Raw genomic sequence first — 606 nt, 5'->3', positions numbered from 1 at the left:
TGACGACGGCCAGATACAGCCAGCCCTGCCAGGTACGGATGTAGGTAATGTCAGTCACCCAGACCGGGTTGGGTTTTACCACGGTAAATTCACGCTGCACACGATTCGGGGCAACAACAGAAGGTCTGCCAGCTATCCGGCGTGGCGCTTTATAGCCGCGTACGGCTCTGATTCGGTTCAGTTGCATAATACGGCTCACCCGGTTTTTACCGCAGGTTTCACCGATTTCATTCAGATCACCATGGACCCGGCGATAGCCATATACGCCGCCGCTCAGTGCATATGAATCGCGGATGAGAGCCAGCAGGCGCTGGTTATCTTTATCGCGTGCACAGACCGGATTATGCAGCCATGCATAAAATCCGGCCCGGGCGACATTCAGTACCCGACACATCGTCATGACACTCCATACAGAACGGTGTTCATTGATAAAGCGGTACTTTAGTCGGGCTCCTTTGCAAAGTACCGCGCGGCCTTTTTCAGAATATCCCGTTCTTCTTCCGTTCGCTTTAACTGTGCCCTGAGTTTCAGGATCTCACTTTTGGCTTCCAGTAAATCACGGGCATGCTGCTCGCTGTTATCGGGTTTAATGGCCCGTAACCACTT

The 606-nt window shown here is 52.8% G+C and carries 1 pseudogene; it reads right to left on the bottom strand.

Going from position 1 to position 606, the window contains the following annotated elements:
* A pseudogene (locus Dpoa2040_RS18235) lies at positions 1 to 606 on the bottom strand (IS3 family transposase); the annotation flags it as partial.

Origin of the sequence: Dickeya sp. CFBP 2040 (assembly GCF_012273755.1) — a bacterium.
GTDB lineage: Bacteria > Pseudomonadota > Gammaproteobacteria > Enterobacterales > Enterobacteriaceae > Dickeya > Dickeya poaceiphila.
This window is presented reverse-complemented; position numbering and strand designations above follow the sequence as displayed.